At 69.9% G+C, this 26,665-nt stretch carries 27 protein-coding genes and 1 pseudogene; 11 read left to right on the forward strand and 17 right to left on the reverse strand.

Annotation, left to right across the window (positions count from 1 at the left end; genetic code table 11):
- The 4 genes and pseudogenes from D451_RS0111815 to D451_RS27320 all read right to left on the reverse strand — a co-directional run.
- Positions 1-603 (reverse strand): response regulator, encoded by a 603-nt coding sequence (locus D451_RS0111815; protein WP_017534561.1) that lies wholly within the window; start codon positions 601-603, stop codon positions 1-3.
- The gene (locus D451_RS0111820) at positions 603-1,739 is read right to left on the reverse strand and encodes a sensor histidine kinase (RefSeq protein WP_017534562.1); all 1,137 of its coding nucleotides are present in this window, start codon (positions 1,737-1,739) and stop codon (positions 603-605) included. The genes D451_RS0111815 and D451_RS0111820 overlap by 1 nt, the downstream gene beginning before the upstream one ends.
- Before the next feature lie 155 nt (positions 1,740-1,894).
- Positions 1,895-3,073 carry a beta-1,3-glucanase family protein gene (locus tag D451_RS0111825; RefSeq protein ID WP_017534563.1) on the reverse strand — a complete coding sequence of 393 codons (1,179 nt, stop codon included), beginning with the start codon at positions 3,071-3,073 and terminating at the stop codon, positions 1,895-1,897.
- A gap of 220 nt (positions 3,074-3,293) precedes the next feature.
- A pseudogene (locus D451_RS27320) lies at positions 3,294-4,268 on the reverse strand (methyltransferase); the annotation flags it as partial.
- Between the two features lie 242 nt (positions 4,269-4,510).
- Between D451_RS27320 and D451_RS0111830 the strand changes: the two are divergent.
- On the forward strand, positions 4,511-4,744 hold the full coding sequence (locus D451_RS0111830) for a type II toxin-antitoxin system HicB family antitoxin (protein ID WP_014908519.1): 234 nt from the start codon (positions 4,511-4,513) through the stop codon (positions 4,742-4,744).
- 35 nt (positions 4,745-4,779) lie between these two features.
- On the forward strand, positions 4,780-4,962 hold the full coding sequence (locus D451_RS0111835; protein ID WP_234305798.1) for a type II toxin-antitoxin system HicA family toxin: 183 nt from the start codon (positions 4,780-4,782) through the stop codon (positions 4,960-4,962).
- Between the two features lie 55 nt (positions 4,963-5,017).
- Here D451_RS0111835 and D451_RS0111840 read toward each other — a convergent pair whose 3' ends face one another.
- Positions 5,018-5,674: a hypothetical protein gene (locus tag D451_RS0111840; RefSeq protein ID WP_017534565.1), complete on the reverse strand. Its 657-nt coding sequence runs from the start codon at positions 5,672-5,674 to the stop codon at positions 5,018-5,020.
- Between the two features lie 94 nt (positions 5,675-5,768).
- Positions 5,769-6,725: a hypothetical protein gene (locus tag D451_RS28800; RefSeq protein ID WP_014909239.1), complete on the reverse strand. Its 957-nt coding sequence runs from the start codon at positions 6,723-6,725 to the stop codon at positions 5,769-5,771.
- A gap of 442 nt (positions 6,726-7,167) precedes the next feature.
- On the opposite strand from D451_RS28800, the gene D451_RS0111850 reads away from it, so the two are divergent.
- The 3 genes from D451_RS0111850 (at position 7,168) to D451_RS0111860 (ending at position 10,485) form a co-directional block, all read left to right on the forward strand.
- Positions 7,168-8,472 (forward strand): GAF domain-containing protein, encoded by a 1,305-nt coding sequence (locus D451_RS0111850; RefSeq protein ID WP_017534566.1) that lies wholly within the window; start codon positions 7,168-7,170, stop codon positions 8,470-8,472.
- A gap of 112 nt (positions 8,473-8,584) precedes the next feature.
- Complete coding sequence (gene exaC, locus D451_RS0111855) at positions 8,585-10,108, forward strand: acetaldehyde dehydrogenase ExaC (protein WP_017534567.1); 1,524 nt, start codon at positions 8,585-8,587, stop codon at positions 10,106-10,108.
- Positions 10,108-10,485, forward strand: a complete 378-nt coding sequence (locus D451_RS0111860) for a DUF779 domain-containing protein (protein ID WP_026125005.1) — start codon at positions 10,108-10,110, stop codon at positions 10,483-10,485. Before exaC ends, D451_RS0111860 begins: the two co-directional genes overlap by 1 nt.
- An 88-nt stretch (positions 10,486-10,573) precedes the next feature.
- Here the strand turns inward: D451_RS0111860 and mnhG are convergent, their stop codons facing one another.
- From mnhG to D451_RS0111890, 6 genes are read right to left on the reverse strand one after another with little or no spacing between them, the layout of a single operon-like run.
- Complete coding sequence (mnhG, locus tag D451_RS0111865; protein WP_017534568.1) at positions 10,574-10,984, reverse strand: monovalent cation/H(+) antiporter subunit G; 411 nt, start codon at positions 10,982-10,984, stop codon at positions 10,574-10,576.
- Positions 10,981-11,298, reverse strand: coding sequence for a monovalent cation/H+ antiporter complex subunit F (locus D451_RS0111870; RefSeq protein WP_014911308.1), 318 nt, complete (start codon positions 11,296-11,298; stop codon positions 10,981-10,983). The genes mnhG and D451_RS0111870 overlap by 4 nt, the downstream gene beginning before the upstream one ends.
- Positions 11,295-11,906, reverse strand: a complete 612-nt coding sequence (locus D451_RS0111875) for a Na+/H+ antiporter subunit E (protein WP_014909047.1) — start codon at positions 11,904-11,906, stop codon at positions 11,295-11,297. The genes D451_RS0111870 and D451_RS0111875 overlap by 4 nt, the downstream gene beginning before the upstream one ends.
- The gene (locus D451_RS0111880; RefSeq protein ID WP_017534569.1) at positions 11,903-13,561 is read right to left on the reverse strand and encodes a Na+/H+ antiporter subunit D; all 1,659 of its coding nucleotides are present in this window, start codon (positions 13,559-13,561) and stop codon (positions 11,903-11,905) included. Before D451_RS0111880 ends, D451_RS0111875 begins: the two co-directional genes overlap by 4 nt.
- A 2-nt stretch (positions 13,562-13,563) precedes the next feature.
- A complete protein-coding gene (locus tag D451_RS0111885) occupies positions 13,564-14,394 on the reverse strand; it encodes a Na(+)/H(+) antiporter subunit C (RefSeq protein WP_017534570.1) in 831 nt (276 codons plus the stop codon).
- The gene (locus D451_RS0111890; RefSeq protein ID WP_017534571.1) at positions 14,391-17,348 is read right to left on the reverse strand and encodes a Na+/H+ antiporter subunit A; all 2,958 of its coding nucleotides are present in this window, start codon (positions 17,346-17,348) and stop codon (positions 14,391-14,393) included. Before D451_RS0111890 ends, D451_RS0111885 begins: the two co-directional genes overlap by 4 nt.
- 248 nt (positions 17,349-17,596) lie before the next feature.
- On the opposite strand from D451_RS0111890, the gene D451_RS0111895 reads away from it, so the two are divergent.
- The 3 genes from D451_RS0111895 to D451_RS0111905 all read left to right on the forward strand — a co-directional run bounded on the left by D451_RS0111895 (position 17,597) and on the right by D451_RS0111905 (position 19,623).
- On the forward strand, positions 17,597-18,091 hold the full coding sequence (locus D451_RS0111895) for a MarR family winged helix-turn-helix transcriptional regulator (protein WP_014911389.1): 495 nt from the start codon (positions 17,597-17,599) through the stop codon (positions 18,089-18,091).
- Positions 18,092-18,367: 276 nt separating this feature from the next.
- Complete coding sequence (locus D451_RS0111900; protein WP_026125006.1) at positions 18,368-19,015, forward strand: ClpP family protease; 648 nt, start codon at positions 18,368-18,370, stop codon at positions 19,013-19,015.
- A complete protein-coding gene (locus D451_RS0111905; protein ID WP_017534572.1) occupies positions 19,012-19,623 on the forward strand; it encodes an ATP-dependent Clp protease proteolytic subunit in 612 nt (203 codons plus the stop codon). The genes D451_RS0111900 and D451_RS0111905 overlap by 4 nt, the downstream gene beginning before the upstream one ends.
- 64 nt (positions 19,624-19,687) lie before the next feature.
- Here D451_RS0111905 and D451_RS0111910 read toward each other — a convergent pair whose 3' ends face one another.
- Positions 19,688-20,086 (reverse strand): helix-turn-helix domain-containing protein, encoded by a 399-nt coding sequence (locus tag D451_RS0111910; RefSeq protein WP_017534573.1) that lies wholly within the window; start codon positions 20,084-20,086, stop codon positions 19,688-19,690.
- Between the two features lie 248 nt (positions 20,087-20,334).
- Here D451_RS0111910 and D451_RS0111915 point away from each other — a divergent pair, with 248 nt between their 5' ends.
- Positions 20,335-20,598 (forward strand): GlsB/YeaQ/YmgE family stress response membrane protein, encoded by a 264-nt coding sequence (locus D451_RS0111915; protein WP_014912612.1) that lies wholly within the window; start codon positions 20,335-20,337, stop codon positions 20,596-20,598.
- Positions 20,599-20,698: 100 nt separating this feature from the next.
- Here D451_RS0111915 and galK read toward each other — a convergent pair whose 3' ends face one another.
- The 3 genes from galK to D451_RS0111930 all read right to left on the reverse strand — a co-directional run bounded on the left by galK (position 20,699) and on the right by D451_RS0111930 (position 23,954).
- Positions 20,699-21,877, reverse strand: coding sequence for a galactokinase (galK, locus tag D451_RS0111920; protein ID WP_017534574.1), 1,179 nt, complete (start codon positions 21,875-21,877; stop codon positions 20,699-20,701).
- The gene (gene galT / locus D451_RS0111925) at positions 21,874-22,905 is read right to left on the reverse strand and encodes a galactose-1-phosphate uridylyltransferase (protein WP_017534575.1); all 1,032 of its coding nucleotides are present in this window, start codon (positions 22,903-22,905) and stop codon (positions 21,874-21,876) included. The genes galK and galT overlap by 4 nt, the downstream gene beginning before the upstream one ends.
- Positions 22,906-22,997: 92 nt before the next feature.
- Positions 22,998-23,954 (reverse strand): EamA family transporter, encoded by a 957-nt coding sequence (locus D451_RS0111930; protein WP_017534576.1) that lies wholly within the window; start codon positions 23,952-23,954, stop codon positions 22,998-23,000.
- Between the two features lie 124 nt (positions 23,955-24,078).
- On the opposite strand from D451_RS0111930, the gene D451_RS26435 reads away from it, so the two are divergent.
- Entirely contained in the window at positions 24,079-24,579 is a 501-nt protein-coding gene (locus D451_RS26435) for a MarR family winged helix-turn-helix transcriptional regulator (protein ID WP_017534577.1), read from the forward strand.
- A 75-nt stretch (positions 24,580-24,654) separates the two neighbouring features.
- Complete coding sequence (locus tag D451_RS0111940; RefSeq protein WP_017534578.1) at positions 24,655-25,725, forward strand: ferric reductase-like transmembrane domain-containing protein; 1,071 nt, start codon at positions 24,655-24,657, stop codon at positions 25,723-25,725.
- A gap of 64 nt (positions 25,726-25,789) precedes the next feature.
- On the opposite strand, the gene thiD is transcribed toward D451_RS0111940, so the two are convergent.
- Positions 25,790-26,593 (reverse strand): bifunctional hydroxymethylpyrimidine kinase/phosphomethylpyrimidine kinase, encoded by an 804-nt coding sequence (gene thiD, locus D451_RS0111945; protein WP_017534579.1) that lies wholly within the window; start codon positions 26,591-26,593, stop codon positions 25,790-25,792.
- Between the last annotated feature and the right edge of the window lie 72 nt (positions 26,594-26,665).

Below are 26,665 nucleotides of genomic sequence, written 5' to 3' on the forward strand. Positions count from 1 at the left end.
TCAGAGCCAGTCGTGTTCGCGCGCGTACCGGGCCGCCTTGTGCCGGGTCCGCGTCCGGGTCTTGCTCATCGCGTTCGACAGGTAGTTGCGCACCGTGCCCTCGGCCAGATGGAGACGGGCGGCGATCTCGGCCACCGAGTACCCCTCGCCCGTCTCCCTCAGCACGTCGACCTCGCGTTCGGTCAACGGACAATCGTCGATGACGGCGAGCGCGGACACCTCCGGGTCGATCCACCGGCGACCTTCGTGCAGGGTCGCGATCACGGTGGCGATATGCGACGGTTCGGCGGATTTGCCGACGAACCCCCGGACACCCAGCCGCAACGCCTTGCGGAGCACACCGGGCCTGGCATGCCGGGTCAGCATGAGGACCACCTGGTCCGGGAGCTCTCGCCGGATCCTCTCGACCGCCCCCAGCCCATCGATCCCGGGCATCTCCAGGTCGATGACGAGCACGTCGGGCCGGTGGGAGAGCGTGGCCTCCACGGCCCGCGCGCCGTCCTCGGCCTCGGCGAGAACGGTGATCTCGCCTTCGAGGGGGAGCAGCGCGGCCAACGCCTTGCGCAGTAGGGCCTCGTCGTCGACGAGTACGACGGTGGTCATCAACGGTCCTTCTCGGTCGTCGCGGAGATGTCGGAGAGCGGTCGGGGGAGAGAGGCCGCCGTCGTGAACCGTCCGGCCTCGCGCTCCACGGTCAATTCGCCCCCTTGGTCGATGAGCCTTTCCCTGAGGACGGCGAGCCCGCCGAGCTCAGGAGTGGGGCCCGGACCGGCACCGTCGTTGACCACACGGATCCCCGACTCCGACAGTGAGATCCATACCCGCTCGGCCTCGGAGTGGCGGAGGATGTTGGTGGTGGCCTCCCTGAGGACCTGACCGAGCGATTCGCCCGCCCGTACGTCCACCTCGCCCTCACGGTCGACCTCCACCCGGATCCCGGCCGCCTCGAAGAGGTTCTTGGCGTTCTCCAGCTCCACGGACAGGTTGAGCCGACGTTGGGCGTAGGCCAGCTCCCTGGTACGGAGGATGGTGTCGCCGACCAGGGAGTGGATCTCCTCCAGTTCCCGTTCCGCCCGCTCGGCGTCGACGTGCACCAGCCTGCGGGCCAGCGTGGTCTTCAACTTCACCACGTGCAGTGTGTGGCCCTGAATGTCGTGCAGGTCGCCGGCGAACCGCACCCTCTCCCGGGCCACGGCCAGCTCCGCCTCATGCTCGCGGGCCCGGTCCAGTTCCGTGACGAGCTCGGAGATCACCTGGTTGAGGTGGACCATGATGACCCCGGTCAGGGCCACGCTCAGGGGGACGGCGACATAACCGAGCATCTGGTCGACGAGGCTCTCGTCGGAGAACAGCGGTCGGACCGCGATCCCCAGGAGGAGGACGAGGAACGCGCCCAGGGTCACCGCCCTCCGGTGGGCCGGCAGCCGGTAGGCGACGACCGCGCTCACGATCGCGAAACCGTAGGCCGCCGTCGGGGAGTCCGCCACCGTCGTCCCGAGGAACCAGAGGGCCGTGGTGACGATCAGGCAGGGCAGGAGGACGGAGAGACGTCCCGCGGTCCGTCGTGAGACCGCCGTCAGCGCCGCGGTCAGCCCGATCGCCAGGAGAAGGGCCTGCCACCAGGTCTTGGCGTCGACGGCCGCCAGCAGGGCGCCCATCGAGGAGAGGGAGGCGGAGACGATGTGGAGGTTCAGGTCGTGCAGACGGCTCCGCGTCGTCTCGACCGGCTCGGTGGTCACGTGCGGCTCTTCTCGGTCGAACTGCGGGGATCGACCCTCAGTATTCTCTCGCCGATGGGCGCCGACCAGTGACGTGGCGTCATCGTTCCGGGCCTCTCCACGTCACACCGGAACCCCGTCGCCCGCTCGTGGGCGGACGACGGGGCGGTATCCGATCAGAACGGGGTCAGGGTGATCTCCAGGCCGGCGGGGGCGTGGTCCTGCACGTAGGAGGCGAAGTCGGCCACGTCGTCGAAGGCGAACCCGTAGGCCTTACCGTCCTCGGTGTGCTCGTGGAAGACGGCGGCGTAGTGGTTGGCGATCTCGTCCAGGTAGAACCCGGCCGGGTCGTCGGTGGGCTGCTCGGCGATGTCCGCCAGGGTGGAACGGTTGAGCGCGGCGCCCACGATGGCGGCGACCGGTCCGGTGATCCCGTCGTTGGGGGCGGCCAGGGCCCCGTCGCAGAAGAACACGTCCCGCGTGGTCGGCCTGGGGATGGGGGCCACGCCTCCGTCGAACAGCAGCTCGTCGCCCTGGACCCGTCCGGTGAAGGTGCCCGCGTTGGTGGTGACCCTCAGGTCGGTGTCCGTGTAGCGCGACCACACGCGGTCCACGTAGGGGTCGAAGTAGTCGTTCGGGAAGAGTCCGACGTCGAGCGCGTGACCGGGGGCGATGACACGGTGGTCGTCGAAAACCAGCGGGGAGAAGACGGGGTCGGCGGAGAGGGTCTCGAAGATCGCGTCCCGTCCGCCGGGCAGGAGGAAGCCGGTGCTCTGGTCGGCGTCGCCGGTCAGCCGGATACCGATCGGGACACTGAACTGGTCCACCATCGAGGTGTTGCAGAACATCCCGTCCTCGTTGTGCGTGAACTCCACCGTGTCGTGCAGGACGTCGAAGGCGTCGTCGTCCTCCACCCAACCGGCGGGCAGTTGCAGGGCGGGGTTCCCGTCGCCGTCCTCGACGATCCGGATCCCGAGCTTTCCGCCCAGCGCCAGGTAGATCCGCCCGGACATGTAGGGGAGCGTCATGTCGTCGGGCAGCGCGCCCAAGGGGATGGAGTAGTCCGTGTATCCGTCGTCGGTGTTGTCGTCGAGGCTCACGGGGTGCGGGGTCCCGTCCGCGTCGACCCGGCAGTGCCGGCCCGTGGTCAGGTCGGTACCGACGATGTACACCAGCACCTCGTCGTCTCCGTAGCGGCCGCTGTCGTTGGTCACGCTGACCGGGAGCGCTCCCAGATTGGTCGTGGCGGAGGCGGGTCGGAGGAGGCGGGAACCCTCCGGGGCGGCGATGGCGCCCAGCAGGGGGGTGGCGGCGGCGAGCGACGCTCCACCCAGGAAGAGCCTGCGGTCGATCATGTTCGTTCTCTCCTCTAGTAGCGGGTTCGAAGAGGTGGGCCCCATGGAGCCAGGAACACGAGCGCACGTCAATGGGGGTAAGGGGGATGATTCGTGTGGCGGTGGAGTCACCCGTGGTGACAGGTGTAAGTGTGGCGTGGATCACTCTCCCTTCGGGGGTGAACTCCAGCAGCGCGGCCCCGTTCTCCTCTTCGCTCCACACGAGGCGGAGCCCCGCCTTCGAGGCCAGATCGGACAGGGCGCGCGTGTCCCTCTCCCGCCCGTTGAAATAGGCCAGCATGCGCAGGTCCAGCTCGCTCACCCGGTTCCCACGACCCTTCCGGCCCTCGTCGCCGTACTCGGCGACCAGTACCCGACCTCCGACCCCGGCCGCCTCCGCGCAGCGTCGCAGGATCTCGACGGCCGCGTCGTCGTCCCAGTCGTGCAGCACCCAGCACAACAGGTAGGCGTCTCCGTGGACGGGCAGCGGTTCGAAGAAGTCGCCCTCGACGGCGTCGGCCCGGTCGGCCACGCCCGCGGCCCGAAAGGCCTCGCCCGCCAGAGCCACCGGGCCGGCCAGATCCACCACGGTCCCGCGCAACCGCGGCGCGCGCCGCAACAGCGCCCGCATCAGAGTGCCGTCGCCACCGCCCACGTCCACCAGGTGCTCCAAGGCGTCCCAGTCGTACAGTCCGACCAGGGTCCGGGCCAGGTCGGCCATCCGGGAGGCCATCAGCTCGTCGAAGGAACGGGACAGCGCGGGGTCGTCGGACAGATCGGCCCAGAACGTCGAACCGTCGAACCGCAGCGAGTAGGCGCTCTCTCCGCTGCGCAGGGCCTCGGCCAGGTCGGCCAGGCACAGGTCGGCCCGCCCGTGCGCGCCGTCGGCGGTGAACCAACCGAGCCGGGAGTGCGGGTGGTCGGACCGGAGCGCCGCGCCCACCTCGGTGAGGGAGAACCGGTCGCCGTCCCGCGTGAACAGGCCCTCACGGACCAGGTACCCCAGCACCCGGGCCAGCCCCTCGGGGTCGACCCCCACCGAGGCGCCGAGTTCGGCGGCGGTACGCGGCCCGTCCTTCAGATGGTCGGCGACCCGCAGCGTCGCGATCGCGCGGATCGCCATCGGCGTGACCGGGCTGGCCAGTGCCCAGAGACGGTCGGCCGCCTCTCTCGGGTCGACCTCACCGGTCCGGGCGCGCGCGTTCGTTCCGTCCATCGGGCCCCCTGTGCGGGTTCGTCCACGGTCGTTTCCGATGACGCCCTACCCAGGAATCCGCCCTCCGAGTACAAGGGGCCCCGGCCTATCGCGGACGTGGCCCCCGGAGCGTCGAGGTCGGAGACGGCCCGCGGGCCCAGGGCATGTGGTCGGTTCCCATGTCGGCAACGTCTACCGGCGGTCGGCGACCGTTGCCGACGAATGCCAACACGTTTCGACGTGGTCGGGGTTACGCTGGCATCATGCACCGCACACTGCACCTGGCCGTCACGGTGACGCCCGACCACGATGCCGGTGGCTACGTGGCTCGCGCGGTGGACGTCGAGATCGCCTCCCAGGGGGAGACGGAACAGGAAGCGCTGGCCGCGCTCACCGAAGCGTTGGAACTGTACTTCGAGGACGATGAGGAAGCCGTGCGCCACTTGGAGCGAACGGCCAGTAAAGCGACGGAGATCGACATACGCTTGCCTGCGTGAGCCCTTCCCACATACCGATCTCCTCCGGTGCCAAAGTGGTCGCCGCGCTTCGGAAGGTCGGCTTCGAGCATGTTCGGACCAAGGGTGACCATGCGAAGCTTCGAAGAGACTCTCGTGTGGTGATCGTGCCACTGCACAAGGAACTCAAGAGGGGGACCACGGTCTCGATCCTCAAGCAGGCCGGATTGACGGCGGACGAGCTCCGCAAGCTCCTCTGAGCGGTCCGCCGTCGATCCGCACGGCTCCGGGGGCCGATCGGAAGAAGAACCGGGTTCAGGCGGGGTGGGGACCGCCGTGGGGCCACTGGCGGCGTTCGGTCATCAGACGACGCTTGTGCCGGCTGCGGCGGGTGCCCGTGACGATCAGGACCGGGAGTCCGATCGCCATCCCCAGAAGCGGCGCGCCGAGCGCCCATAGGAACGAGGACAGCAGGCCTCGAGCGAACCCGGCCCCGCCGTCACCGATGTCGGCCACCGCGAACGTGTCGACACCGGGCTCCGCTTCGCAGGTCAGGGTGTACTCGCCGGCCTCACCGATCCCTCGAGAGCCCACCAGCTCCCAACGTTCGCCGCCGACCTCCACGTAGTGGCTGTAGCCCGGCCACCCGAACCTCTCCTCGGTGCCGTCGGGCAGGACGAGCGAGCACATGCCCTGGTCGCCGGTGGGAGAGGCGTAGAGGCCGAGCTGGAAGTCGGTCTCGTCGACGGTGAAGACGACCTCCTCGCCCGCGTTCGCCCGGGCCTCGAAGTCGGGCAGGGCCACGGTGGAGAACATCGAGAACACGAAGCCGACGAGGGCGGTGACGAAAGCGCAGACCAGGACCAGGGCGCCCACGATGTACCAGACGCGTCCGGGACGTAGTTCCTTCGGATCGATGTGGATCGGCGCGGGGCCGTAGGGCCCCTGCGCAGGGGGGTACGGAACGCTCACGGGGCTCCTCCTCGCCGGACGACCGATACCCCTTGGGATGCCCGCCGGCCCGGTTTCGTTGCGCGTGGGCGTCTCCACCGGGCCGGGCGGGGGCTCAGGCCCCGCGGGCCATCCGCTCCCTGTAGGTCCCTCGACGGACCCCGATGGTGATGACGGTCGCGATCATCGCCAGCACGCCCAGGCCGGCTCCGGCCATGAGGGCGAGGAAGGTCGTCGCGCCGCGGCGATCGTCCTCGTGGGCGGTGCGCGTCTCGGCGACGACGTACGAGGCCTCCGAGGGGCCCTGGCAGGTCATCGTGTACTCGCCGGGGGAGGAGACCTCCAACGAGTACATCAGCCGTCGGTCGTCCCAGCTGTGGCCGACGGGCCGCTCGGCGAAGCGGATCAGGGTGTAGGACTCCTCGAACGAGCAGGTGACCTCCTCCGCGTCGCGCGGGGAGACGTAGAGGCCCAGCGAGTCCAGGTCCTCGGAGTCGACGACGAACGTGGTCGAGCCGTACCCCTCGACCTCGTCGGACCGGGGACCGGGCGTCTCGGTGGAGGTGAAGGCGTTCATCCCGAACAGGGAGAGCAGGAGCAGCGCCACACCGACGAGGACCGGGGGGAAGAACGGGGCCAACAGGAACCAACGGCGCCGAGGCCGGACGTCGGCGGAGGGGATGGCCGGGGTACGGGGGACGGGCGGGCCGACGGGCGGAGCCATCGGGGAGGGGTACCCGTGGGGCGCGTTGATCACGCGTGCGCGCTCGGCCCGTGCCCTCGAGATCCTGTTGGCGCGGACCGCGTACGTCGTGATGACGACGCCGAGGCTCGCGGGGACCGACAGGACCAGGAGCACGATGCAGATGAGACCGACCCAGAACGGCACGTCGTACCACTCGGTGAGGGTCAGCACCACGACGGTGAAGAGGAGGGCCGCGGGCAGGAGGGAGCCGCCGATCCAGTACCAGCGCCGGCTCGGCCGGACGGTCTTCGGATCCGGTTCCGGGGGCGGGGCGTGCGGAGCGGGGGGCGTCTCGGACATGGCCGGGTACTCAGGGGGGTGGTTCATCGGGGTGCCGTTCCGTGTCGTTCGGGGTTTCGGGGGCCGTTACGCGTGAGGTGCCCTGCGCCGCGGCGCGGTGACGACCCCGACCACGACGGCCGTGAGCGGAAGCAGTGGGACGAGGCCTCTCCGCGCACGGGGAGGCGCCCACGTACCGGATCCTTCGGGTCCGGGCACCCGCCGGGAGGGACCTCGGGGCATGGGTGGTCGCGGAGGGGGATGTGCCATGTGCGCAGTGTCGCAGAATCCGCTGACAGGGCGTGAATCGGGTGAAGCCCGACGCTTCGCGCGGCCGCTCCGGCGCGGGCCTTCGCGTCCATGAGACGCGGTTCGGGACAGAGGGGGAGAGAACGGGGCGACTCGCCGGTAGAACCGGCCGAACCCCCTTGTCAGATGCCCTCCGCGCGGTTTCAATCGGGTCCTGGGAGACCGTGACGGAGGGACGCCGATGGCGGGCTCATGGAAGGCGTGGTCCTGGGGGACCGATCCCGACACCGTGCGCCGGGACGTGGCCGTCGCGCACGAGCGCTTCACCGGCTCCGGACGCCTCGGAGACGCCGTGCGCCCCATGGTGGGCGAGTCCTGGCGGCGCAGCGTCCTGCACGGGGTGGACCCTGACCGGACCCTCCCGCCGCTCGAACTCACCGGCTCCCACCTGCTCCGTCATCGTGAGCGCCACCCTCTGGCCGTGACCCTGCCGCTGCTGAGGCGTCTTCTCCTGGAGAACGCTCCGGGGCCGCAGCTCCTCGCGGTGGGGGACGCGTCGGGGCGTCTGCTGTGGGTGGAGGGCGACCACGGCCTGCGCTCCAAAGGCGAGGAACTGCACTTCGTTGAGGGTGCCAACTGGCACGAGCGCTCGGCCGGGACCAACGCCCCGGGGGTCGCCCTCGCCCTCGGCCACGAGGTGAGGGTCTTCGCCAGTGAGCACTTCAGTCGGGGCGTTCAGCATTGGAGCTGTTCGGCGGCGCCTCTGCGCGATCCTGACACGGGGGAGCTTCTGGGGGTCCTGGACCTGACCGGCGACGATCATCTGGCCTCTCCGCAGGCGTTGGCCCTGGTCCGTGCGGCGGCGACCGCCGCCGAGATGGAGATCCGCGTCCGACGCTCGACCTCGCCGGCCCGGAACGGGCTCTCCCCGTACGGGGACGAGGCGGGGCCCGCGCGGCCGAACGCAGCCCCGCCCCCGACCCGGTTGTGCGTTCTCGGCCGGGACCGGGGGCGACTCGAAACGGAGGGGCGACCGATCGAGCTCGGCGCGCGTCACTCGGAGATCCTCCTGCTGCTGACCCGGCATCCGCGCGGGCTGACCGGTGAGGCTCTGGGCGCCCTGCTGCACGAGCGGGGCGTCGCCCCGGTGACGGTCCGGGCGGAGATGTCCCGTCTCCGTCGCCTGCTGGGACCCGGTCTGCTGGCCTCCCGGCCCTATCGCCTGCTCCACCCCTTGGACACCGACGTCGACCGGGTACGGCGGTGCCTCCTCGAGGGCGACGATCGGGGCGCCGTCGAGCTCTACGAGGGGCACGTCCTGCCCGGCTCCGAGGCGCCCGGGGTGATCGAGGCGCGTGAGGAACTCCGCGCCGAGATGTGCGAGGTCCTCACGGCGCGGGCCGACCCCCGGGCCTTGGCGGAGTGGGTGGAGCGACCCGAGTGGCGGGACGATCCCCGGGCGATCGAGGCGGCGCTCGGTGCGGTCGAACCCGACGCGCCACGTCACGCGGTCCTGCGGGGGCGGCTGCGCAGGCTCGGCCTCTGAGAGCGCGCAACGTGGTCGCAACCTCCGGGTGACTAGCGTCACGACCTCTTGTTCCGTGGGCACGCGGAGCCGGTGCGCGAGCATCGGCGCCCGGATCGAAGGAGGCAACCGCATGACGATCTACGCTCCGCCCGGCACGCCCGGAAGCGTCGTCGAGTACGCGTCGCGCTACGAGAACTGGATCGGCGGCGCGTGGGTCGCGCCGGTGGGGGGACGCTACTTCGAGAACCCCACCCCCGTCACCGGACGGGTCTTCACCGAGGCCGCCCGCAGCGGGGCCGAGGACGTCGAACTCGCCCTCGACGCCGCCCACGCGGCCGCGCCGGCCTGGGGACGCACCTCGCCGGCGGAGCGGGCGCTGATCCTCAACCGGATCGCCGATCGGATGGAGGAGAACCTGGAGCGGCTCGCGGTCGCCGAGTCCTGGGAGAACGGCAAGCCGGTCCGCGAGGCGCTGGCCGCCGACATCCCGCTGGCCATCGACCACTTCCGCTACTTCGCCGGTGCGATCCGGGCCCAAGAGGGTCACACCTCCCAGATCGACGGGGACACCGTCGCGTACCACTTCCAGGAGCCCTTGGGCGTGGTCGCCCAGATCATCCCGTGGAACTTCCCGATCCTCATGGCGGTCTGGAAGCTCGCCCCCGCGCTGGCGGCGGGCAACGCCGTGGTCCTCAAGCCCGCCGAGCAGACGCCCACCTCGATCATGGTGCTGATCGACCTCATCGCCGACCTGCTGCCGCCCGGCGTGGTCAACGTCGTCAACGGGTTCGGGGTCGAGGCCGGCAAGCCGCTGGCGGCCAACCCGCGCGTGCGCAAGGTCGCCTTCACCGGTGAGACGACCACGGGGCGGCTGATCATGCAGTACGCCTCCGAGAACCTCATCCCGGTCACCCTGGAGTTGGGCGGCAAGAGCCCCAACCTCTTCTTCGCCGATGTGGCGGCCGAACGCGACGCGTTCTACGACAAGGCGTTGGAGGGCTTCACCCTCTTCGCTCTCAACCAGGGCGAGGTGTGCACCTGTCCCTCGCGCGCGTTGATCCAGGACTCCCTCTACGACGGCTTCATGGCCGACGCCCTGGCCCGGGTCGGTCGGATCCGGCAGGGGGACCCGTTGGACACCGAGACCATGATCGGCGCGCAGGCGAGCAACGACCAGCTGGAGAAGGTGCTGTCCTACATCGACATCGGCCGCAAGGAGGGGGCGAAGGTGCTCTCCGGCGGGGAGCGGGCCGAGATGGAGGGCGACCTGGCCGGCGGCTACTACATCACGCCGACCGTCTTCGAGGGTCGGAACACGATGCGGATCTTCCAGGAGGAGATCTTCGGTCCGGTGGTGTCGGTGTCCCGTTTCGCCGACTACGCGGACGCCATCGGTATCGCCAACGACACCCTGTACGGGCTCGGCGCGGGGGTGTGGTCCCGGGACGGCAACACCGCCTACCGGGCCGGACGCGACATTCAGGCCGGTCGGGTGTGGGTGAACAACTACCACGCCTACCCCGCGCACGCGGCCTTCGGCGGTTATAAGCAGTCGGGGATCGGCCGGGAGAACCACAAGATGATGCTCGACCACTACCAGCAGACCAAGAACCTTCTGGTCAGCTACTCGGACCAGGCGATGGGGCTGTTCTGATGCGGCCCCCGGAAGGGGACGGGGCGGTGGAGCGGGTGGCGGTCACCGACGAGGCCGCGGACCTGATCCGGGAGCTCCACGCCGAGCACGGTCCGCTGATGTTCCACCAGTCCGGTGGTTGTTGCGACGGCAGCGCGCCGATGTGCTATCCGGCGGGGGAGTTCCGCGTCGGCTCCGCCGACGTGCTCCTCGGGCACCTGGAGGTCGGTCTGCCCGAGCCGGTGCCGGTGTGGATGTCGCGTTCCCAGTTCGAGCTGTGGCGTCATACCCACCTGACCATAGACGTGGTCCCCGGGCGCGGTTCGGGGTTCTCGCTGGAGTCTCCGACCGGGAGACGGTTCCTGGTCAGGTCCCGGTTGATGGACGACGGGGGGTGATGGACGAGGTCCCATGCCAGAGGGGAAAGGGCGGGCCCGTGGGGAGTACTCCCGACGGGCCCGCCCGTGTCCTCCGTGGCTTCGGGGCTCAGCCCTGGGCGGGGTCCGGCTCGGGGCCCTCGTTCGCCCGGTGCTTGGAGTCCAGACGTTCGGCCAGTTCGTCGGTGACCACGAGATCACGCCGGATCCGGCCGGTGCGGTAGCCCACCCGCGCGGCGATGTGACCGGCGACGGGGACGGTGACCACCTGGAACAGGCCCACCAGGATCAGCGTGCCGAAGTCGAACACGCCGGTCTCCTCCACGGGCAGTATCCGCAGCCCGATCCCCACCAACACCAGCAGCATGCCCAGGATCTGCGGCTTGGCCGCGGTGTGCATGCGCGACAAGAGGTCGGGGAAGCGCATCAGGCCGACCGCGGCGACGAAGGAGAGCAGGGAACCGGCCAGCAGACACAGGATCGCGGCCCAGTCCAGGACGGTGACGAGCTGATCGCTCACGACGTCCTCCTCTCTCCGGAGTCCTCAGTGGGTTCCACGGGGTTGTCGGCGTGCTCCTCGGGACGTCGGGCGACGAACTTGGAGACGCTGATGGAACCGACGAAACCCAGGATCGACAGGACGAGCAGGGTGGGCAGCACCGTGGGGTCACGGTTGAAGGCCGCGTATGCGCCCAGCCCCGTCAGGGCCGAGGCCAGCAGCACGTCGACGGACAGGGCCCGGTCCAGGATGCTGGGGCCGATCAGCAGACGGGCCGTGCCCAGCAGGGCGGCGGCACCGAGGAGGACCGCCACGATGGTCCAGAGGATGTTCATGCGCTCCCCTTCCCGGCGGCCAGGGCGGCCTCCAGATCGGCGATGTTCTCGCGTGTGCCCAGGGCCCGGACGATGCGCTCCTCCAGCATGTGGATGTTCTCCTTGGCCTTCTCCGCCTCTTCCTCGTCCTCGGCGCCCAGGACGTGGACGTAGAGGATCTTCTCCGGCTGGGCGACCTCGATGATCACACTGCCGGGGATCACCGTCACCGTGATCGCGGTGCACACCAGCATCAGGTCGGCGTCGGTGCGCAGCCGCACCGCCACGACGGAGCTCTTGACCGGAGGGCCGGGGCGGAACACCTGGACCGTGACCTGGAAGCTGGAGACCACCATCTTGCCGAGGACGTAGAAGAACAGGCGGACGCACTGGAGGGGCCAGAAACGGAAACCGGGAGAGATGGGCGGCAGCGGGAAGAGCATCATGATGCCCACGGACACCAGGAACCCCACCGCCGCTGTACCGAGTGCCTCGGGACGCAGCTGGAAGCCCTTGAAGAGCATCATCCACACCAGCGTCATCCCGAGCGCGACCGGGATCTGTACTTTGCCCAGACGTCGACGTAGAGCGTTCACCCCCGCCTTCTTCCGGGTCTTCAGGTCGTTCACTGGGAACCTCCGAGAACCGCCTCGATGTAGGGCGTGCGCTGCAACAGTTCGACCGCGGAGTCCGAGGAGTAGGCGATGAGCGGCCCCGCGAAGACCGTCATGGCCAGACCGAAGGCGACCAGGGCCACCGTGGCGCCGACCATGCTCTTGGGCAGGACGACGGAGGTCACCACCGGGGTGTCCACCGTCGAGGTGGCGCCCAGACGGGAGGACGGGCCGACGGCCTCGCCCGGGCCCAGGGCCGCGGTCGAGGTGTCGTCGTCCTCACTGTCCTCCAGGACGGTGCCCGGCTCGGCCACCGTGCCCTCGGAGGGGGTCCGCCAGAAGGCGTAGTTCCACACCCGGGCGATGACGTACAGGGTCAGCAGGCTGGTGAGCACCGAGGCGCCGACCAGGGTGTAGGCCAGCGGGGTGCCCACGTCCACACCGGCCTGGAGCAGACCGATCTTGCCGAGGAAGCCCGACAACGGTGGGATGCCGCCCAGGTTCATCGCCGGGATGAAGAACAGGATGGCCAGCAGCGGCGCGATCTTGGCCAGACCGCCCAGATGGTCCAGTGACGTGGATCCGCCCCTGCGTTCGATCAGTCCCGTGATGAGGAAGAGCGTGGTCTGCACGGTGATGTGGTGGGCGATGTAGAACACCGCGCCCGCCAGGCCGAGCTCCGTCCCCAGGGCCACGCCGAACACCATGTAGCCGATGTGGCTGATCAGGGTGAACGACAGCAGACGCTTGATGTCGGTCTGCGCCACCGCGCCCAGGATGCCCATGATCATCGTGGCCAGCGCGACCCACATCAGCATGGTGTTGAGCTGGGTCCCGGGGAACATGAGGGTCTCGGCACGGATGATCGCGTACACGCCCACCTTGGTGAGCAGGCCGGCGAACACCGCCGTCACCGGTGCCGGCGCCGTCGGGTAGGAGTCCGGCAGCCAGGCGGCCAGCGGGAACACCGCCGCCTTGATGCCGAAGGCGAGTACGAGCATCACCTCGAGGACCAGCCGTAGCTCCGTGTGGATCTCCGGAAGCCGCTCGCCGAGCTGGGCCATGTTCACCGTGCCGGTCGCGCCGAAGATCAGCGCGATCGCCATCAGGAACAGGACCGAGGACAGTAGCGAGACCACCACGTAGATGGCGCCCGCCCGCATCCGCGACTGCGTCCCGCCCAGGGTCAGCAGCACGTAGCTCGCGGTCAGCAGGATCTCGAACCCGACGTACAGGTTGAACAGGTCACCGGCGAGGAAGGCGTTGGAGACACCGGCCACCAGGATCAGGTAGGTCGGCTGGTACACCGAGAGCGGCGCGACCTCGGCCTTGCCCGCCATGCCCTGACCGATCGAGTAGACCAGCACGGCCAGGGTGACCGTGGCCGAGACCGTCACCATCAGCGCGGACAACCGGTCGGCCACCAGGGTGATGCCGACCGGGGCCTCCCAGCCGCCGACCGCCACGACCTGCGGACCGAACATGTGGGCGCCCACCATCAGGGCGGCACCGATCAACAGCACCAGGGCCAGGGAGATGACGCTCAGCCACTGCTGGACCCGGGGCCAGCGGATGCCCAGCGCGAGTTTCACCCCGGCCGCGAAGAGCGGCAGCACCACCGGCAGCGGGATGAGGTAGTGCATGATTCCGGCGAAGTAGTCCCATCCCATGGTCAGTCGTTCCCTTGCAGGTCGCTGTCCTCAGCGCGGGCCAGGCGTTCGCGCTCTGCCCGCATGGTCTGCCGTGCCTGCCGCCGCTGAGAGCGGATCCGGCGGCGCAGCTCGCGCCACAGTTCTCGCTCGGCGGCACGGTCGGCGCGCCGGTGTTCGCGAAGCCGCTTGCGGCCCAGACGAATCCGGCCGCGCAGCTCCGTCACCTGGTTGACCATGCTCTGTTGGCGGTAGGTGAGACGACGCACGGTCTCCTGCGACCGTTCATCGGCCTCGCCGTCCTCGGCCTCGACCTCGAACCTGGCGAGTTCGGCCTGGGCCGCCGCGATCTCGGCCTTGATGCGGGCCTGCTCGGCCAGCTCCTGGGCGTCGGCCGCGGCGATGGTGGCCTGGAGTTCGGCGCGCTGACGACGGATGTCCGCCCGCAGCTTGCGTCGCTCCTTGAGGAAGCGCTGGCGAACGGCGCGACGCCCTTCGCCCTGAACGATCCTGAGGTCCTCGGCGTCGTCCTGGACCTCGTCGTTGCCCTCCAACTGCCAGCTCCGGTACGCGAGCGCCAGCAGGAAGGCCGTGAGGCCCAGGGTGATGACGATCGCCGTCAGGATCATCGCCTGTGGCAGTGGATCGCTCATCTCCTCGCCGCCGCTGAACCACAGGATCGGCGGCTTGCCCGGGGTCCCGGACATGGCGAGGATCATCAGGTTGACGCCGTTGCTCATCACGATGAAGCCCAACAGCACACGGGTGAGGCTGCGCTCCAGCAGGAGGACGACGCCGACCGCGACGAGGACCCCGATGACGACGACGAGGGTCAGGCTGGGTGACTCGTTCACGAGGTGACCTCCTCGGCTCGTTCGCGGGCCTCGGGACCCTCGGTCTCCCCGGCGAGGGCGGCGTCCCGTTCGATCTGTTCGTCGATGCGGGCGCCCAGACTGCGCAGGATGTCCAGGATCAGGCCGATCACCAGCAGGTACACACCGATGTCGAAGATCATCGAGACGGTCAGGTGAGCCGTTCCGAAGATGCCGAAGTCGACGTATCCGTGGGCACCGGCGAGGACGTCGCCGAGGAAGATCGCGCTTCCGATCGCCGTGCCCGTGGCCAGGGCCAGACCGGCGCCGATGAGGGCTCCCGGCTGGACCCACGCGGTGTTGTAGAGCTCGAACCTGCCGCCCGCGAGGTAGCGGACGATGAAGGCGACACCCGCCACGATGCCGCCGGCGAAACCGCCGCCGACGTCGGTGTGGCCGGTGAGCAGCAGGTACACCGAGAGGATCATGATCACCGGGAAGAGGAAGCGCGAGACCACCTCGAAGATGACCGATCGGCGTTCGGTGGGCAGGGCGGCGGCCCCGGGGAGCCAGGTGCGGTTCCATACGGGCTTGACCCGGATGTCCTTGGGCGCGAATCGGAGTTCGCCCAGGTCCACCCGGCCCTGCTCGGTGGAGGGCGCCGGAGGCTTGGTGACCGACAGCGCCATCACCCCACCGGGGGCCTTGCGGGGCTGGGCCCGGCGGCGCACGAACATCAGGCTGGCGACGCCGGCCGCGGCCGCGGCCAGCACCGAGATCTCGCCCATGGTGTCCCACGCACGAAGGTCGACCAGCAGCACGGAGATGATGTTCTCCCCACCGGCCCGTTCGGCCGCCTCCGGGTAGAGCTCGGAGATGGACGGCTCTTGACGTCCCGCCAGGGCGAACCACGTCATCGCGGCCGCCAGCACACCGCTGGCCGCTCCGATGACCATGTTCCAGGTCCGACGCCCGCGCAGGGCGGGGGCGGAGAAGTAGGTCGGGAAACGCCTGAGCACCAGGACGAAGACGACCAGGCTGACGGTCTCGACCAGGAACTGGGTGAGCGCGATGTCGGGGGCGCCGAACAGGTAGTAGATGCAGGCCACGCCGTATCCGCCGATGCCCACCAGGATGACCGAGTAGAGGCGGCGACGGACGAACAGGATCAGCAGCGACGTCACGATGATGATCGCGGCGGGGATGATCTGCACCGGGGTGTCCCACAGACGGATCTGCGGGGCGGGAAGCTCCCACAGGCGTCCGGTGAACACCGGGATGGTCGCGGAGACCACCATGACGACCAGGATGGTGCCGAGGTAGACCGGCAGCGAACCACGCTGGGTGCTACCGGTGACCTGGAGCGCCAACGTCTCCAGCCCGGCCATCATGCGTCGGTAGTTGCGTTCGGGGTTGAACAGGGCCGTGCGATTGCCGAGCCAGGCCACCCCGTGGCGGAAGTAGAACAGCACCAGACCGCCCACGACGCAGATCGCCGACAGCAGCAGCGGGAGTTCCCAGCCGTGCCACAGCGTCAGGTACGTGGGGTACTCCTCGCCGGGACCCTGCGGAACGGTGTCCGCGTAGGTGGCGAAGAGCGGGTCGGCCGGGTTGGAGAACAGGCCGCCGAGCAGGCTCAGCCCGGCCAGGACCACGGCGGGCGCGAGGAAGAGCGCTCCGGGGGCGTGGACCGGGGTGGGGGAGACGCCCTCCTTGTCGAAGAAGGCGCCCCACAGGTACCGAAGGCTGTAGCCGACGGTGAAGATGGAGCCCAGGACCATGCCGGTCAGGATCAGGGCGTCGAACCGACCACCGTGGGTGTAGGCGCCGAAGGCCAGTTCCTTGGCGACGAAGCCCGCGGTGGGGGGCAGCCCGGCCATGGAGGCCAGGGCGACGATCGAGACCCAGAAGGCGCCGGGCATGGACTTGCGCAGACCGGAGAGTTCTCGCAGGTCCCGGGTTCCGGTGCTGTGGTCGATGATGCCGACCACGAGGAACAGCGGGGCCTTGAAGAGGGAGTGCGCGACGACCATCGCGAGACCGGCGAGGGCGGCGGCGCGGGTTCCGGTGCCGAGGAGGGCGATGAGGAAACCGAGCTGGCTGATGGTGCCGTAGGCCAGGACGAGCTTGAGGTCGAACTGGCGGAGCGCCTTCCAGCCGCCGAAGATCATGGTGACCACACCGAAGGTCACCGCCATGACCTGCCAGACGGGGACGTCCCCGAAAGCGGGCGTGAGGCGGGCGACCAGGTAGACACCGGCCTTGACCATCGCCGCGGCGTGCAGGTAGCCGGAGACCGGCGTGGGAGCCTGCATGGCGGCGGGAAGCCAGAGGCTGAAGGGGAACAGGGCCGACTTGGACATCGCGCCGATCATGATCAGCACGAGGGCCGAGGTGACCACCGCTCCGCTCTCGGGCGGGTCGGCGACGATCTCGGAGATCACGTAGGTCCCGGCGGTCTCGCCGAGCATGATCATGCCCACCAGCATCGCCAGACCGCCGAAGGTGGTGACGGTCAGGGCCGTCATCGCCGCCCGGCGGCTCTCCTGGGACTCGGCCTTGTGCCCGACCAGGAGGTAGGAGAAGACCGTGGTCAGCTCCCAGTAGATGAAGAGCTGGATGAGGTCGTCGGCCAGTACGAGCCCGAGCATGGCGCCGGCGAAGGCGACGAACACACCCGCGAAGCGCGGCAGCCCGGATTCGGAGTCGCCGAAGTAGCGCGCGCAGTAGACCAGGATCAACGTGCCCACGCCGGCGGCGATGAGGGTCATGACCAGACCGAGCGCGTCCATGTACAGGCCCAGCCGCAGCGAGAACTGCGGGGCCCACGCCACGGACTCGGAGAGGGTGCCTCCGGCGAGGATGGTCGGGAGTTGGAAGAGGGCCCACACGGTGGACAGTCCAGGGACCACCGCCAGGGCATAGAAGCCGTTACGCCCCCACAGACGCACCAGTAACGGTGCGACCGCAGCGGTGATGAAATGCGCGACCAGCACTGTTGTCAATGCGCCCCTCCCGGACCGGTCCGGGCCCGCCCGGGTGTTCGGACGGACGTCCACTGCCCTCGCAGCAGACAGCCGCCCACAACCGGATCAGTGGACGGGGGTGTCGCTACCGTTTTGAGAGGGCATGGATCTACTTGAACTTGCGTGCGCAAGCTATTTAATAGCTAGACTACACATGCGTCAAACCACCGCGCGGGTCGGGGACCCGCGCGCAGAGCCCATCCTGCGAGGACCGTTTCGTGCTCGACGAGACCCCTGAGACCCGCTCTGAGCAGCGGGTATCCACCGATTCGAACGAGGTGGAACTCGAGGAGTTCCAGCGTGTGTGGACAGAACTCATCAACGCGGCGCTCCACGCCCGCTCCCGGGGCGGACATGGGCATCGCGGTGCCGAGGAGATCACACTGACACAGTCGCTGCTCATGGAGGCGGTACGCGGCATGGACGGACCGAGTGTCGGTGCCGTCGCTCACATCGTCGGCGTATCGTCGCCGTCCGCGACCCGGATGATCCAGCAGTTGGAGCGCAAGGGGATGATGGTCCGGCGCCGGTCCGAACGTGACGAACGCAGCACCGTCGTCGCCCTCACCTGCGAGGGTGAGCGCGTCCTGGCCGAGCGCCGCAAATCCATGGAGCACAAACAGCGACAGGTCTTCGACGCGATCAGGCCGGCACTACGGCCGATCGTCCTCGACGTCCTGCGCGACCTGAGGTCCGCCATAGACGAGAGCTGATCCAGCGCCTCGACGACACGGGCCCCCAGAACCCGGGCCCGCCCCTCCCTCGGACGGAACGAGGGTGTCGAGGAACACACGGAACGATCACGGGCCCGGCTCCCCACCGACGCTCTTCGAGCATCGTCCCTCGGCTCGTCCGCCCCTCTGCCCTGGGCAGATCTGCCCCCGGCCGAAAAGGTGGAGACCGCGGCGTATCCCGGCGCAGGCTGAAGGCACCGGCCCGGACGGACACACGGTCCGCCCCCGGGAAGAGAGCCGGACCGAGGAGTGCCGATGCCGACCACATACGCCGCGGAGACCCCACCGAGCGGGAGTTTCGACGACCAGCTCTCCGCGCGCCTGCTGCGCAGCCGCGTCGTCCTGCTGGGCACCCAGGTGGACGAGGAGAGCGCCAACAGGGTCTGTACGCAGATCCTGCTCCTGGCGGACGAGGACCCGCACAAGGACATCACCCTGGCGATCAACAGCCCCGGCGGGGTCGTCTCCGCCGGACTCGCCATCTACGACACCATGAACTTCGTGCCCAACGACGTCTCCACGCTGGTCATGGGCTTCGCGGCCAGCATGGGACAGTTCCTGGCCTGCACGGGCGCACCGGGCAAGCGCTACAGCATGCCCCACGCGCGGATCATGATGCACCAGCCCTCGGGCGGGCTGGGCGGGACCGCCGCGGACATCGCGATCCAGGCGGAGAACCTCGCGCACACCAAGCGCACCATGATCGAGCTCATCGCCCGACACAGCGGGCAGAGCGAGGAGACCATCGCGGCCGACCAGCACAGGGACGCCTGGTTCACCGCCGAGGAGGCCCGGGACTACGGCTTCATCGACCACGTGATCGAGAGCGCCGAACAGATGGGCGGCGGCCTGCGTCTCGGCGGGACCGCACCCGGCTTCGTCCGAGGAGGGGGCGCCCGATGAGCGGCCGTTACACGATCCCGACCGTGATCGAGCGGACCCCGAACGGGGAGCGCTCCTTCGACGTGTTCAGCCGACTGTTGTCCGAACGGATCATCTTCCTCGGGACCTCGATCGACGACGACGTCGCCAACGTGGTCATGGCACAGATGCTGCACCTGGACCACGAGAGCCACGAGACGGACATCCAGCTCTACATCAACTCTCCGGGGGGATCCAACACCGCGCTGACCGCCATCTACGACACGATGGGCTTCGTCCGGGCCGACGTGGCCACGGTGTGCATGGGTCAGGCGGCCTCGGCCGCCGCGGTGCTGCTCGCCTCGGGCGCTCCCGGCAAGAGGGCCGCCCTGGCGCACTCCCGCGTGCTCCTGCACCAGCCCTCCGGGGAGGGGCGGGGGCAGGCCGCCGACCTGGAGATCCAGGCGGCGGAGATCCTGCGGGTCCGTTCCCAGGTGGAGGAGATCCTCGCGCGGCACACCGGTCAGCCCCGGGAACGCCTGCGGGCCGACACCGACCGGGACAAGATCTTCACCGCCGACCAGGCCCGGGAGTACGGGCTGGTGGACAACGTGATCTCCGGTCGGGGCGAGGTCGCTCCGGCCGGCTGAGCCGAGACGGTCGACGGGGTGGGGCGACGGAGGTCGCTCCACCCCGATGCGGAAGGGGAGCGCCTCAGGCCGCCAGGGACAGGACCACGGTCCTGTGGGCGGAGGTCGACGGGGCGGAGGCCGGGGTCAGGACCGTGGACCGGTCGCCCACACGCTCGAAACGGGCGAGCGCGGTACGCCGATAGAGCTCTCCGAGCACGTCGGCGATGCTCAGTCCCAGGGAACGGTAGACCGCGGCGAGGACCTCGGAGGAGGCCTCCTTGCGTCCGCGTTCGATCTCCGAGAGGTAGGGCAGGGACACCTGGGAGTCCTCGGCCACCTCGCGGAGGGTGAGCCCTCGTTCCAGGCGTGTGCGGCGCAGCAGCTCGCCGACGAGGTCGCGCATGAGCGGTTCCTCCGCGGGCTCGGCGGGACGCTCGCCCCTGCGGGCATCGTCCAAGGAGCGCAGGACGCTCTCGCTCATGGGTGCCTCCAGGGCGGTCGGATCGTTCCGTCCCTTCGACCCTACGCCCGACGCCCCGTCCCGAGGGAGGGGTCGGTCCGCCCTTCTGCGCACGGCAGAACCCCGTGACGCCGGGACATCCGGACGGGAGACGCCGGAGTGCTCATGGCACTCAAATCATGGCAAAAGGTTCGTAGGTCGGGAAGGAAACCGGTGTTCCGGCCCATGTGACGGGGAACGAGGGGAGGGCGTCTACTGGGGGAGGTCCCGTGGAGATCACCGGCATCATCAGCGCGCTCATCGTCGGATTGATCATCGGCGCTCTGGGACGACTCGTCATTCCGGGTAAACAGCATCTGCCGATCTGGTTGACCCTGGTCCTGGGCATCGTGGCCGCGTTCATCGGCGGATGGATCGGCACCATGATCTGGGACGCCTTCTGGTTCGTGTTGATCGTCCAGGTCCTGGTGGCGGCGGGGATCGTCTACCTCGTGGACGGGATGTACTCCAAGAACACCGGACGTACCGCCTGATCCACCTCGCCACCGCACAGTCGCGCCCAAGACCCGATCCGAGGCCGCCGGAGTCGCTCCGGCGGCCTCGGACGTTCGTCTCCGGACCGGGAGAGGGAGGTCAGCGCAGTCTCCGGGCCCCGTCCGATGGGGGCGCTGCGAAGGACGACGGCTCCCCGAAACCGCGCTCGGCGAAGGCGGAGCGCACCTCCCGTACACAGGAGGCCACCCGGTCGGTGTCCACGAGGGCGATGACGCAGCCGCCGAACCCGCCCCCGGTGATCCGGGCGCCCAACGCGCCGGCGGACAGGGCGGCCTCGACGGCGGTGTCCACCTCGGGCACGCTCACCTCGTAGTCGTCGCGCAGCGAGACGTGCGAGGCGGTGAGCGAGGGGCCGATCTCGCGGACCCGCCCCTCACGTAGGAGCGCCACCGTTTCCAACACACGGGCGTTCTCGGTCACCACGTGCCGGACCCGGGCGCGCGCCCGGTCGTCGGGAAGCCGGTCCAGGGCCCGGGGCAGCCCGGCGAGGTCGACGTCCCGAAGCGCCGGTACCCCGAGGGCGCGCGCGGCCCTCTCACAGGAGCGCCGACGCTCGGCGTAGGCGCCCTCCACCAGCCGGTGCGGAGCGCGGGTGTCCACCACCAGCAGGGACAGGTCGTGCTCGTCCGGTGCGAAGGGGATCGGCTCGGTGGTCAGGGAACGACAGTCCAGGAACAGGGCCCGTCCCTCGCGGGAGGCCATCACCGCGAGCTGGTCCATGGCGCCACAGGGGACGCCGACGAAGTCGTTCTCCGCCCGACGGGCCCACCGCGCCACCTCCCCGGGATCGGCGTCGATCCCGTACAGATCGGTGGCGGCCAGCAGCGCGGCACAGCACAACGCGGCCGACGTCGACAGTCCGCCGCCCATGGGGACCGAGCCGTCCACGAACAGGTCCATCCCGCCGACGTCGTGTCCCTCGTCGAGCAGGACCCACCGGCAGCCGGTGGGGTAGGCGCCCCAGCCGTCGACCGAACCGGGGGCCGCCTCCCCGTCCGTCTCGACGGTCTCGGAGAAGCGCGGCGACCGTGACCGCCACACACCGTCCGCGCGGCGGGCGGCGGCGACGGTCAGGGTACGGGGGAGGGCGAGGGGCAGGGCGAAGCCGTCGTTGTAGTCGGTGTGCTCACCGATCAGGTTGATCCTTCCGGGCGCCTCCCACACGCCCTCGGGGGAACGCCCGAACGCCCTCCGGAACCCCTCCGCGGCCCGTTCGGCCCGGACGGTCGGTCCCGGCTGCCCGTCGTCGGCGTTCACCGGCCGGCCTTCCGGAGCAGTCGCGCCGTGGTCTCGGGGGCGACGTCGTTGACGAAGACGCCCATGCCGGATTCGGTGCCCGCCAGGTACTTGAGGCGGTCGGGGGCACGGCGAACGGAGAACACCTCCAGCCGCAGCCGGGACAGGGAGCGGGCCTCGGCGTCGTGGAGCGGGGCCTGGTGCCAGGCGGCGATGTAGGGCAGCGGCAGGTCGAACAGTCGGTCCAGCCGGGCGAGGAGGTCGGCGTACAGCTCGGCGAAGGCGTCGCGTTCGGCGTCGCCGAGGTCGGGGAGGTCCGCGACGGGGCGGCGCGGGTACAGGTGCACCTCGACGGGCCAGCGGGCCGCCTCGGGGACGAAGGCGGTCCAGTGGCCGTTCTCCAGCACCACCCGGGGGCCCGCCCGTTCGGCCGCGAGGACGTCCTCGAACAGGTCGCCGCCGGTCTCCTCGCGGTGGGCGCGGGCGGAGGCGAGGACGTCGCGGGTGCGCGGGGTGACGAACGGAAGCGCGTAGACCTGGCCGTGCGGGTGGTGCAGGCTCACCCCGATCTCCGGTCCGCGGTTCTCGAAGCAGTACACCTGCTCGATGCCGGGGAGTGCCGAGAGCACGGCGCTGCGGTCGGCCCAGGCGTCGACGACGGTGCGGATCCGCCGGGGGCCCAGACGGGCCAGGGAGGTGTCGTGCTCGTCGGAGAAGCAGAGCACCTCGCAGCGACCCCGGTCTCCGGCGAGCGCGGGGAAGAGGTTCTCGAAGGCGACCACGTCGTAGGAGGGCGCGGGGATCTCGGTGTGCCGTTCCGAGGTGGAGGGGCACAGGGGGCAGCGGTCGTCGGGCGGCAGGTGGGTGCGGTCCTGCCGGTGCGCGGCGACCACCACGGGTTCCCGGGTCAAGGGGTCCAGGCGGATCTCGGAGCCGGCGGGGCGTGCGGGGAGGGCCCGGGGGTCGACGTGCGCGCGGTCGCCGTGGTCGGACTCGTCGTAGTAGACGATCTCCCGGCCATCGGCCAGACGGGCGCTGGTCTTCCTCATCCGGGCTCCCGACGTCGTGCGGCCGGACCCGCGCCCTTCCGCGGGTGGTCCGGTCCTGTCGGAGGAGAGTCTGAAGGGCCACCGTGACCCTGTCAAAGGTCGTGGGGGGATTCGTCCCTGAAACCACCGGACCGTGCCCCGACGACCGATGAGGCGCGCCGTTTCGGGGCGCGTCGCGGTGGTGGTCGGTGGGCGGTCAGTTGGACCAGCAGGACCGCCCCGATCGCGGCCGCGGCCCCGGCCCCCTGGATCGGGGTGAGCGTCTCGTGGAGGACCAGGTAGCCGAGCAGGGTGGCGGTGACCGGGCTGGCGAAGGAGAGGAAGGAGACCGCCAGTGTGGGCAGCCGTTCCAGGCCGCGGAACCACAGGACGTAGGACAGCAGCGCGCAGATCAGGCTCATGTAGGCGAACCCGGCCAGCTCGACCGCCGAGATCGTGCTCGGCACCCCTTCCACCAGCAGGGTGACGGGCAGCAGGACCATCCCTCCCGCGGTGAGCTGCCAGCCGGTGACCCCCGGCAGGCCCACCCCTTCGGGGCGTCCCCAGCGTTTGGTCAGGACCAGACCGGTCCCCATCGAGATCGCCGCCGCCACTCCGGCCAGGACGCCGATCGGGTCGAGGGCGGCCTCGGGACCCACGACGAGCAGCCCCACGCCGACGGCGCCCAGGAGGCAGGCCAGGAGGTGGGCGGGGCGGATCCGTTCGCTCAAGAGCAGGGAGGACAGGGACAGGACGATGACGGGTTGGATCGTGAGCACGAGGGCGGCCACCCCGCCGGGGAGCAGGTAGGCGGCGACGAAGAGCAGGTAGAAGAAGGCACCGATGTTGAGGGTGCCCAGGACCAGGGAGCGCCACCACCAGACACCGGTGGGCAGGGCACGGGAGAGGGCGAGGAGGATCAGGCCCGCGGGCAGCGCGCGGGCGAGGGAGGCCAGGAGCGGGCGGTCGGGCGGCAGGAACTCCGTGGTGACCAGGTAGGTGCTGCCCCAGACGACGGGGGCCAGCGCGGTGAGCAGGGAGTCGACGGCGATCCGTCCCCGGCCGTTCACCGGAGGACCTCCCGTCTTCGGGCGGGGGGTGTCATGGCTTACCTTTCGATATCGAATATTTCGATGTCGAAAGATTATGTTCGTGCTCACGAGACCGTCAAGCGCGCGTCGCTATGATCGCCGGATGAACGACGCCGTCGACCTCTTCCTCGCGCAGTGGGCCCGGGAACGTCCCGACCTCGACGTCTCGCCCATGGCGATCATCGGCCGGACCGGCCGCCTGCAACAGATCCTCGGGCGGCGCATCGGCGACCTCCTGGCGGAGGAGGGCCTCGAACGCTGGGAGTTCGACGTTCTGGCGACCCTGCGCCGGGCCGGCGCCCCCTACCGGCTCACCGGCAGGGACCTGGTGCGGATGACGATGGTGGGCTCCTCCGCGATGACCAACCGCGTGGATCGGCTGGTCAAACGCGACCTGGTCCACCGAGAGGTCGATCCGGACAACCGGCGTCGTGTCCTGGTCGGGCTCACCGACGAGGGGTTGGCCACGGTCGACCGCGTCGTGGAGGGACACGTCGCCGGCGAAGCTGTTCTCCTGGAGGGGCTCGACCCCGACGAACAGGAGAGGCTGGTCGGGTTGTTGCGCAAACTCCTGCTCTCCCTGGGAGATGGCGCGCCCGAATAGTCCCGCTCTGTTACGGGGGTGGCCTCGCGTGGCCGGATCCGCTGTCATGGTGGTTCCCGCTACGGAAGGTCCCCCATGTCCGAAACAACCGAACCCGCGTCGGCGGCGCGCCGACGATCCCGGGTGGATCGCGCCACGCTCCGAGCCGACCTCCGCCGTCTGATACCGGACACCGGCGCCGCGCTGGTGGTGACGGCGCTCATCTTCGCGATCCTCTGCGTCCGGATCGAGGCCGGCACGTCGCAGACCATCATGGTCATGCCGTTCCTCGCCGACCTGCGCGAGTACTGGCTCTACATCGTCTGTCAGGCCTTCGGATGGTCGGCGCTGCTCTGGGCGTGGATCACCATCATGTTCGGCCTGATCCGCTCCTCGGCCCCGGTATCGGGGTCCCCGATCACGCACGCGCGGTGGGAACGTTGGCACCGCGTCACCTCCCTGACCACCATCGGGCTGATGTTCGCGCACATGCTCGCGTTCTTCATCGAACTGGTCCGCGCCGACGAGGAGGGTCTCGGCCCGGGCGGCCGACTCCTCTCCGCCTTCGTGGACGTGTTCGTACCCGGTGGATACTCGACCGGGACCGGCCAGGTGGCGATCCTGATCGGTCTGATCGCCTTCTACCTCGCCATCCCGCTCGGCCTGGCCTACTACGTCCGTTCCTGGACCGGCCCCCGCGTATGGCGGGTACTGCACCGCTTCGTCATCGTCGTGTACGTGCTGAGCGTCTGGCACACCCTGCTGTACGGGACCAACGTGTGGTTCGACGGCTGGTTCCGGACGGTGGTGTGGCTCCTCCAGATCCCGGTGGCGGCGCTCCTGCTCGCCCGTCTCCTGGCCCCGCTGCGTCGGGAGGAACGGTTCCGGTGGAGCGGTGAGGACCTCCTCGGACGGGCCCGGGCGCTGGGCGTGGCCGGCGCGCGTCTGGCGCTCGCGGGCACCCTCGTGCTCCTGGTGGGGGTGGTCGCGACCGGCAACGATGGAGGTCGCTCGCCGGACGTGCCGGCCGGGGAGATGTTGGTCGACCAGGGCATGGTCTGGGGCGGTCTGGTCGTCCTGCTCCTGATCCTGGGGACGGCGGTGGCCATGGCGTGGTCACGCCCGCCCCGAGGCGGAGCGGCACGAGAGAGGGAGAGGACCCGCTGACGGATCCCCTCCCGTGACACCACGACTCCGGGTCGGGGCGGAACGTCCGCCCCGACCCGGGCCGTCAGGCCTCGGTGGGGGCGATCGGCACCACCGAGGCGAAGGGGGCGTGGGTGGTCAGCCGGTCGGTGATCCCGGCGCGGACCATCGTCTTGGCGGTGCGGACCGCGTCGCCCACCTCGGCGCCCTTGGCCAGTTCGGCGGTGATCGCGGCCGCGAAGGTGCAGCCGGCACCGCTCACCCGCTCCTCGCCGATCTTGGGGGCGCTCAGCACGGTGACCTCCTCGCCGTCGAAGTGGACGTCGACGGCGTCGGGGCCGGGCAGTTCGGTCCCGCCCTTGACGATCACGTGCCGAGGGCCGAGCTCGTGGATCCGGCGGGCGGCCTCGATGAGGTCGTCCACGGTCTCCAGGCTCTCCATCCCGGCGAGCGTGCGGGCCTCGAAGTGGTTCGGCGTGATGACGGTGGCCAGCGGCAGGATCTGCGCGGTCAGGGCCTTGTCGGTGTCGAGCGCGGCTCCGGGCTCCTGGCCCTTGCAGATCAGGACCGGGTCGAGGACCACGTGACGCCACTCCTGCTCGCGCAGGGCCTTGGACACGACGTCGATCGTGTCGGGGGTGCCGAGCATGCCGATCTTGACGACGTCCAGGTCGTGGCAGGACGTCGCGGCCTCGATCTGGTCGGCGATGACGCCCGGGTCGACCGGGACGAAGCGGTGTCCCCAGGAGTTCGCGGGATCGAAGGAGACGATGCAGGTGATCGTTCCGACACCGTAGACGCCCAGTTCCTGGAAGGCCTTGAGGTCGGCCTGGATCCCGGCTCCGCCGGTGGCCTCCGACCCTGCGATCACGTACGCGCGGTTGGTCATCGAACACCAACCTCCCTCTGTTCGTTGTGTTGTTGCGCGGTGTCGGGGCCCTGACGGGTCACGAACCCACTG

The sequence above is a fragment of the Nocardiopsis alba DSM 43377 genome (assembly GCF_000341225.1).
GTDB classification, from domain to species: Bacteria; Actinomycetota; Actinomycetes; order Streptosporangiales; family Streptosporangiaceae; genus Nocardiopsis; species Nocardiopsis alba.